The following is a 7,487-nucleotide window of genomic DNA, read 5'->3' as shown; positions in this document are numbered from 1 at the left end:
GCTCCGGGCCCGTGGGCTGGTGGTGGTCCGTATCGAGGACATCACCCGCAAGCTGTCCGCGACCAAGCGCCGCCCGCTGCTGCGCTGCAACCGCACGGCGCCCTCCTGCATCCGTTCGTTGGGCGCCGCGGGGAAGACGGAGCTCGTCCTGGTGACGGAGCTGGGCCAACTGCTCAGCGGCTACCGCACGGGCGCGCGCATCTACACCGCCAACGACGGCGCGCTCGTCACCGAGCACCTCATCCCCGGCGTGAGTGAGGACCAGTTACTGGACTCGCTCACCCAATCGATCGACGCGGTGCTGCCCGTGGCGCAGACGGCCTTGCGCGGCCCGCCGCCGGCGCCGCCCCAAGCCGAGCCGCCCCCACCGCCCGTGGCCGTGGTGGAGGCGAAGCCGCTGGCCCCGGAGCTGGAGCCCGAGCCCATCCGCCCGCTGCGCCGCTGGGCGTGGCTGCCCGCCGCGGGCGGTGTCGCCCTGGCCGGCGTGGGCACCGTCTTCTACCTGCAGGCGGGCGACAAGTACTCGCGGCTCGACAAGGGCGGCGCGCCGGACGCTCCGCTGGACAACGCGGATGGGCTCGCGTCGTCGGGCCGCCGGGCGCAGACGCTGAGCCGGGTGGCCATTGGGCTGGGCGCGGCGGGGCTCGTGGCGGGCGCGGTGATGTTCCTGCTGCCCGGTGAGCTGCCCGCGAAGGTACAGCCCTCCGCCGCCGTGGTCCCCGGTGGGGGCATGGTGGGCCTGTCCGGGACGTTGCCTTGAATTCGAGGAGAGTCATGCGGAAGACCAGGATGCTCGGCGCCACGGGTACGGCGCTCGTGGCGGCGCTCGGTGCGGGCGCTTGCTACGACTTCGACAGTGCCCGGCAGCGCTGCAGCGACGAGGGACGCTGCGAGCCCAACGTCGCCGCCTGTACGCCCGTCCCCGGCGAGGACCTTCCCGACGACGCCTTCGCCGATACCGACTGTGACGGCGTGGATGGCCAGGCGGACGCGGGGCTCTTCATCGACCCCATGGACGGGGATGACGACGCGGGCGTGGGCACCCGGCAGGCGCCGCTGCGCACCGTGGGCCGCGCGCTGGCGATGCTGCGCGAACTGGATGGCGGCCCGCGCCACCTGTTCCTCGCGGGCGGCGCCTACGACGAGGCGGACCTGGTGCTGGACGTCCCCGTCTCGCTGCACGGCGGATATGCCGGACGCAGTGGCGGTTGGCGTCGCGCCGCGAACCGCGTGGCCATGTTCGACGCCGGCACGCTGGGGTTGACGGTGCAGGGACTCCAGGACGCCGGTGTGCTGATGGAGTACGTGCAGATCAGCGCCGCCACCGCGGCCGGCCCCGGTGAGCCCTCCATCGCCGTGCGCATGGTGGACTCCTCCGGGGTCCGTCTGCGTCACGTCACCCTGGCCGCGGGCGCGGGTGGCCAGGGCGCCCCCGGCGAGGCGGGGGACGCGGGCCTGGGCGGCCCGGACGGAGGTGAAGGAGGGGACGGCCTCAGCGGCTACTCCGATCCGGGACAGGGCGGGACGGCCCCCCCCATCACCTGCCCGGATGGCATCCAGCCCACGGGCGGCGCGGGGGTGATTGGCAGCAGCGGCGGCAATCCAGGACGGGATGGCGGCACGGGTGGGCCCGGCGAAATGGGCGGCGCAGGCGGCGCGGGCGGCGAGGCACCGGACGCCGCGTGCTCCAGGTTCGAGTGCGTCTGCAACCCCTACCCCGGCGAGCGAGGCCAGGGCGGCGCGGAAGGAGGCCTCGGGACTCCGGGCGGCGGCGGCGCGGGCACGGGGGTGCTGCGCGACGGGACCTGGGTCGCCGGACAGCAAGGCGAGCCCGGCGGCGGCGGCACGGCGGGCTCCGGCGGTGGCGGCGGCGGGTCTGGCGGAAGCTGCAAACTCGAAAACACGATTGTCGCTGGCGGCGGCGGAAGTGGCGCGGGCGGCGCCGGCGGCTGTGGCGGTGAAGGCGGCCGCGGCGGCGGCGGTGGCGGCGCGTCCATCTCCCTGCTGCTCATCGGTTCCCAGGCGGCCATGGAGGAAGGCAGCGTGCTGCGCACGCTCGGCGGAGGCCCGGGTGGCGAGGGTGGCGAAGGCGGTACCGGAGGCCCCGGAGGCGAAGGCGGACACGGCGGCAACGGCGGCCAGGTCGTGCGGGACGGAGGCGTCGTCGACGGAGGCATCATCATCCACCGGACGACCGGCGGTCCCGGCGGCGAGGGTGGTCCCGGCGGCGCGGGCGGCGCGGGCGGCGGAGGCGGTGGTGGTGGCGGTGGGCCCTCGGTGGGCGTGTGGTGTGGCCCGGGCGCGACGGTCCGCTACACGGATGGCGGCGTCACCTTCCAGGTCGGTCCGGGCGGTCCGGGCGGCGCCGGCCCCGGGCTCGACGGGAGCACGGGCGAGCAACTGCCGGACTTCAACTGCGTCAGCGCCAACCCGTAGCGTCTGTTGTCCGACGTTGGGGTGCCTGCCCGGCGGGCGCTTGCGTGCTCCGCCTGACCGCCGGCTAGGCACTCCGGGCTGAAGCACATCGCCCCACCCGGGTCCTCCTGCTACGCTGCTTCCCGGTTTGAGATGGCTTCCGAGTTGATCTGCGATACCTGCGGCCTGGCCGTACCTGCCGACACCACCGTGTGCCCACGCGATGGGACGGTGGTGCTGTCGTCGTTCGACGTGCCCCCGCGCGAGGAGCCGAACGTGGTGGTACAGGCCTCAGAGCCTCCCCCGCCCGCGGCCGTGCAGAGGGACCCGCTCATCGGCTTGAAGCTGGGCGAGTACGAGCTGCGCTCGCGCATCGGCGTGGGCGGCATGGGGCTGGTGTACGAGGGCATCCAGCCGCTCATCGGCAAGCGCGTGGCGGTGAAGGTGCTGCGTCCGGAGCTGGCCCACTCCACCGAGCAGGTGGAGCGGCTGCTGGCGGAGGCCCGCGCCGTCAACGCCATCCGTCACCGGGGCATCATCGACATCTTCGGCTTCGGCCAGGTGCCGGACGGCCGGCAGTACATCGTCATGGAGTACCTGGAGGGCCAGGCGCTCGACGCGGTGCTGACGGAGAAGAACCGGCTTCCGGTGCAGGAGGCGCTGGCGCTGCTCGACGAGGTGCTGGCCGCGCTGGCCGCCGCGCATGGCGCGGGCGTGGTGCACCGCGACCTCAAGCCGAGCAACATCTTCCTGGTGCAGCAGCCGGACGGCTCGCGCTACGTGAAGGTGCTGGACTTCGGGCTCGCCAAGCGAGGCCAGGGCCCCACCGGCCGCACCGCGCAGACGCGCACGGACATGGTGGTGGGCACGCCGGAGTACATGGCGCCGGAGCAGGCGCGCGGCCAGGAAGTGGGGCCGATGACGGACCTCTACGCCCTGGGTGTCGTCACCTTCGAAATCGTCACCGGCCGCCTGCCCTTCGTGGGCAGCTCGCCGGTGGACCTGCTGATGAAGCACGTGGAGGCGCGGCCGCCTCGCCCGTCGGAGTTCGTCTCCGATTTGCCGCCCGCGCTGGATGCCTTCATCTTGCAGATGCTCACCAAGGACCCGGAGACGCGCCCCAACTCCGCGGACGCGCTGCGGCAGCAGCTCCACAAGCTGCGCCGCACCCTGCGGGCCTCCACGCGCTCCAACCCCAGCGCGCTCGCGCCCGGCTTCGAGAAGGCCGCCGCGGTGGCGGAAGCGGACTCGCGCCGTCCCACCACGCCGGTGCCGGTGCCCCCGGAGCTGAACACCCCGCTGACCTCGCAGGAGCTGCGCGCCGCGGGCGTCCGCAGTCCGCTGCGCAAGCACCTGCCGCTGCTGGGTGCCGTGAGCTTCGCACTGCTGCTGCTCGCGGGCGCCGCCGCGGTCGTCATCCGCGGCGCGAAGGCCCCCGCGCTCGTGCCGCCGTCCATCATGCCGCAGCAAGCCGCGGCGCCGGAGCAGACCGCTGCGGTCACGCCGCAGCAAGCCGCGGCGCCGGAGCAGGCCGCGGCGGTCCCCTCGCCTCCCCCCGAGTCAGAGCAGGCCCCCGTGGAGGAAGTGCCGCTTCAGCCCCTGGTCGTCGCCGCCGTCGCGCCGGCTCCGCCGGACAGCGTGGAACGTCCGCCGCCGGCCCCGCGCGCCGAGGACACCCGAGTCGCGCCGCCCCGCCCCCTGAAAGCCTCCGCCCCCACGCTGGAGGACATCCTCCAGAGCATCAACCGGCTGGAGCGCCGGGTGGACCGACTGGAGACGAGCGGGAAGATTGATGCCCCCAAGGCCAACGCCGCGCGCAACCTGCTGGCGAAGTACCGCGACGACGCGCGGGCCGACACCAGCGCCCACGCCCGCATCGACCTGCTCAAGAAGGTAACGGGCGTGGCGGGGATGATTCGCTGACCCGCGCCTGACTCAGCGCGCGCAGGCCAGCGGCTGGGCCATGGCGTTGCGCGCGCGGTCCTCGCTCACCAACCGCCACGCCGCCAGGTCCTCCAGCAGCCGGTTGCGGTCCTGCCGGAGCACCGTGGGGTTCTTGCAAATCTTGATGCCGTAGTAGTCGGAGTACGGCGGCAGGGCCAGTTGCAGCTCGGCGAGCTCCTCCAGCTTCAACTCGCTCAGCTCACGGCCAAAGAGCGCCAGGGCCGCGTCCTCCACGCCGACGATGCCGCGCTCGAAGTAGATGATGGACAGGTCGTACGCGATGAGCTGGTCCTTCTGCATGAAGGTGTGGATGCGGTGTGCGGCCACCGACCGCTCACGCGTGCCCTCGATGCCCAGCGCGGCGGCGATGCGCATGGCCAGGACGCGCTCACACGCCCCATCTCCTGGCGGCGACGTACCTACGGTGGCGCCCAGGAACAGACGCCAGGCCCACGCGGGCCCGTCCTCTCGTGGCGTCTGGAAGTACCGGGGGCACTCCAGGTGGCGGATGTAGAGGGCCACCAGGTCCTTGGGCAGCTTGGAGAAATCCGGCCGCACGAAGGTGATGGGGCGCGGGTTGCGCTGGGACTGCCCCGCCCGGAGGCTCATCCGCTCGCCTTCGATGCTGTGTTTGAGCTGCTTCTCCACGTCGAATTCGCTCTCCAGCGGCGGCAGCTTGCTCGCCGTGTAGAGGTACGTCAGCGGAATCACCACGCCGGCCAGGCCCAGCATGAACAAGATTGTCCAGAGCAGACTCTTCACCCCCTCAGGCTACCAGGGGCAGCACGCGCCGGGCGCGTAGGTTAGAACCCCGACATGCACGACTGGCACCCGGCCACCGTCACTGACAGTGCACCCGCCGCAGATGGCCTCACCGACCTCGTGCTGGACGTCCAGGGCACGCCCCTGGCCGGAACCCATGAGCGGCCCGGCCAATACGTCCACCTCCGCCTGCCTGGTGTGGGACAGGGGCTCTTTGCCATCGCCTCCCCGCCCGGCCGCCCGGGGACGCAATGGGAGTTCCTCCTCAAGGTGGGCAGCCCGCTGCCCGACGCCCTCATCCACCTTCCCCGGGGCGCCCACGTCGACGTGTCACGGCCAGAAGGACGGGGCTTCCCCCTGGAGCGCGCCCGCGGCCAGGACGTGCTCCTGTTCGCCACCGGCTCCGGCATCTCCGCCATCCGCTCCGTCATCACCAGCATCCAGTTGGAGCGCGGCGCCTACGGCCAGGTGACGCTCTACTTCGGCGCGCGAACACCGGGCGCCTTCGCCTACACGGACGAACTCCACGAGTGGGAAGCCGGCGGGGTGCGTGTGGTGCGCACCGTCAGCCAGCCCGGCGCCAGCGGCTGGCAGGGCCTCACTGGCTATGTGCAGGCCCACCTGGCTGAAGAACCCGTGCAGGCCGCGGTGGCCTTCCTCTGCGGGCAGAAGGAGATGGTGCGGGGCGTGATGACGACGCTCCAGGCCCGCGGCATGCCCGCGGGTGACATCCACCTCAACTTCTGAGCGGTGGAGTGAGGACTACGGAGCGACGGACGCGCCGGCCGTGCCCGGCCCCTGCACAGTGGGCGATTCATAGCCCACGTCCAGCAGCACCGCCGCCGGGTCGCTGTCCCCGTCGCGGCTGGCCACCTGGGGCGTCCACGCGGCCACGCCCAGCCAGCGCCCATCCGGGCTGAAGCGCACGCGCCGCACGGACCAGTCGAAGCGGTGCTCGCCGCGCGCGTCCACGTCCCCTTCGGTGAACAGGTACACGCGCTTGTCCCAGCCGCCGCTGGCCAGCGAGCGCCCGTCCGGGGAGATGGCCGCGGTGGCCACCACGCCCCGGTGCACCGGCCACTTCGCCAGCACCTGACCGGACTGCGCGTCCACCAGCGCGCCCGCGTTGAAGGGGCCCTGCGGCTCCTCCACGCCCTTGCGCTCGCGCTCGTACACGCCGCGGTCGCGCTCCGGCTTCTGCTCCGACAGCCCCACCCCCAGCCTCTGGCCGCGCGCGTCCACGGTGACGTCGCTCACGTAGGCCGGGAAGGGAAACTCCGAGCGCCGCGCGAGCACCAGCGCGTCCACCGTCACCGCGCCCTCGGGCGGGCCGCCCTTCAGCGACAGCACGGCCTCCTGCGTGACTTCGTCGAAGGCCACGTCCACCCGTTCGGAGAAGGGCGCGCCCAGCACGCCCTGGGTGCCCTGCGGCACGCACGCGTCACAGATGGCGACGTCTACGCCCTCCACCCGCATGGACTTGAAGCGCAGGGACTGGGCCGGCGCCAGCCGCGCGGCGATGGTGCCCAGCGGCCCCGGCACGTTGACCGTCTCCTTCAAGAAGGGCACGTCGATGCCCGCCGCGGCGGCCGCCTCGCTGGTGAGCACCAGCGCGGGCGCGCGCGCATCCAACGCGAAGGACAGCGGCGCCTTGTCATTCACCGTGCCGCCCAGCACCACGGAGCCGGCGCGCCGCTCGAAGCGCATGCGCGCCTGCCCCGGCCGCAGCCCCTCCACGGAGGTGCGCCAGGCCCGCACGTGCTTGTCCCAGCCGCCCGAATACAGCGTCCCGTCCGGCGCGAAGGCCAGCGCCGTCACCGGCCCCAGGTGTCCGCGCTCCTCGGAGCCGTACTCCAGCGCGGGCGCCGACAACACCGTCATCAGTCCCTTGTAGCTGCCCACCACCAGCCACTGCCCCTCCGGGTGGAAGGCCACCACGGACAGCGGTTCCTCGGTGCGGCGCTCCGCCACGAGCGCGCCGGTGGCCGCGTCGAAGAGGCGCACCACGCTGTCCTTGCCCGCGGTGGCCACGCGCGTGCCATCCGGGGAGAAGGCCACGCCCTCCACGTCGAACTCGTAGGGGTTGATGGCCGGGTCCGCCAGCATCGTCGGCTCGGCGGAGCCCAGCTCCCAGACGGAGAGGAAGTAGGACTTGCTGCCCAGGCGCGAGTACGCCACCCGGGCGCCTTGGGGCGCGAAGGCCAGGCCCCAGATGAAGTCCTTGTTGTTGAGGACGGCCTTGCGCCCAAGGCCCGAGGCGCTACCGGACACCCAGGTGCCCGGCTCCGACTCCAGCCGGGCGCTCAGCTCCGGGGACACCCGAGGAGGCGCGTGTGCACAGCCACCACCCCCTACCGCCACCACCC

General features: G+C 73.1%; 6 protein-coding genes. 4 read left to right on the top strand and 2 right to left on the bottom strand.

Annotated features, from left to right (window positions below):
- The 3 genes from FMQ63_RS36455 to FMQ63_RS36445 all read left to right on the top strand — a co-directional run.
- The coding region (locus FMQ63_RS36455) for a hypothetical protein (protein WP_141277012.1) at positions 1–760 on the top strand (760 nt) is incomplete at its 5' end.
- 14 nt (positions 761–774) lie between these two features.
- Positions 775–2,436: a DUF1565 domain-containing protein gene (locus FMQ63_RS36450; RefSeq protein WP_225909736.1), complete on the top strand. Its 1,662-nt coding sequence runs from the start codon at positions 775–777 to the stop codon at positions 2,434–2,436.
- A gap of 132 nt (positions 2,437–2,568) precedes the next feature.
- The gene (locus tag FMQ63_RS36445) at positions 2,569–4,338 is read left to right on the top strand and encodes a serine/threonine-protein kinase (protein WP_011550881.1); all 1,770 of its coding nucleotides are present in this window, start codon (positions 2,569–2,571) and stop codon (positions 4,336–4,338) included.
- Between the two features lie 12 nt (positions 4,339–4,350).
- On the opposite strand, the gene FMQ63_RS36440 is transcribed toward FMQ63_RS36445, so the two are convergent.
- The gene (locus tag FMQ63_RS36440; protein WP_171445103.1) at positions 4,351–5,091 is read right to left on the bottom strand and encodes a transglycosylase domain-containing protein; all 741 of its coding nucleotides are present in this window, start codon (positions 5,089–5,091) and stop codon (positions 4,351–4,353) included.
- A gap of 84 nt (positions 5,092–5,175) precedes the next feature.
- On the opposite strand from FMQ63_RS36440, the gene FMQ63_RS36435 reads away from it, so the two are divergent.
- Positions 5,176–5,868 carry an NAD-binding oxidoreductase gene (locus FMQ63_RS36435; protein WP_020478995.1) on the top strand — a complete coding sequence of 231 codons (693 nt, stop codon included), beginning with the start codon at positions 5,176–5,178 and terminating at the stop codon, positions 5,866–5,868.
- A 15-nt stretch (positions 5,869–5,883) separates the two neighbouring features.
- Here the strand turns inward: FMQ63_RS36435 and FMQ63_RS36430 are convergent, their stop codons facing one another.
- Positions 5,884–7,485, bottom strand: a complete 1,602-nt coding sequence (locus tag FMQ63_RS36430; RefSeq protein WP_141277010.1) for a WD40 repeat domain-containing protein — start codon at positions 7,483–7,485, stop codon at positions 5,884–5,886.
- Positions 7,486–7,487 lie beyond the last annotated feature (2 nt).

Source organism: Myxococcus sp. CA005 (genome assembly GCF_006518205.1).
GTDB classification, from domain to species: domain Bacteria; phylum Myxococcota; class Myxococcia; order Myxococcales; family Myxococcaceae; genus Myxococcus; species Myxococcus xanthus.
The sequence above is the reverse complement of the archived record's forward strand: the minus strand, read 5'-3'. Positions and strand labels throughout refer to the sequence as shown.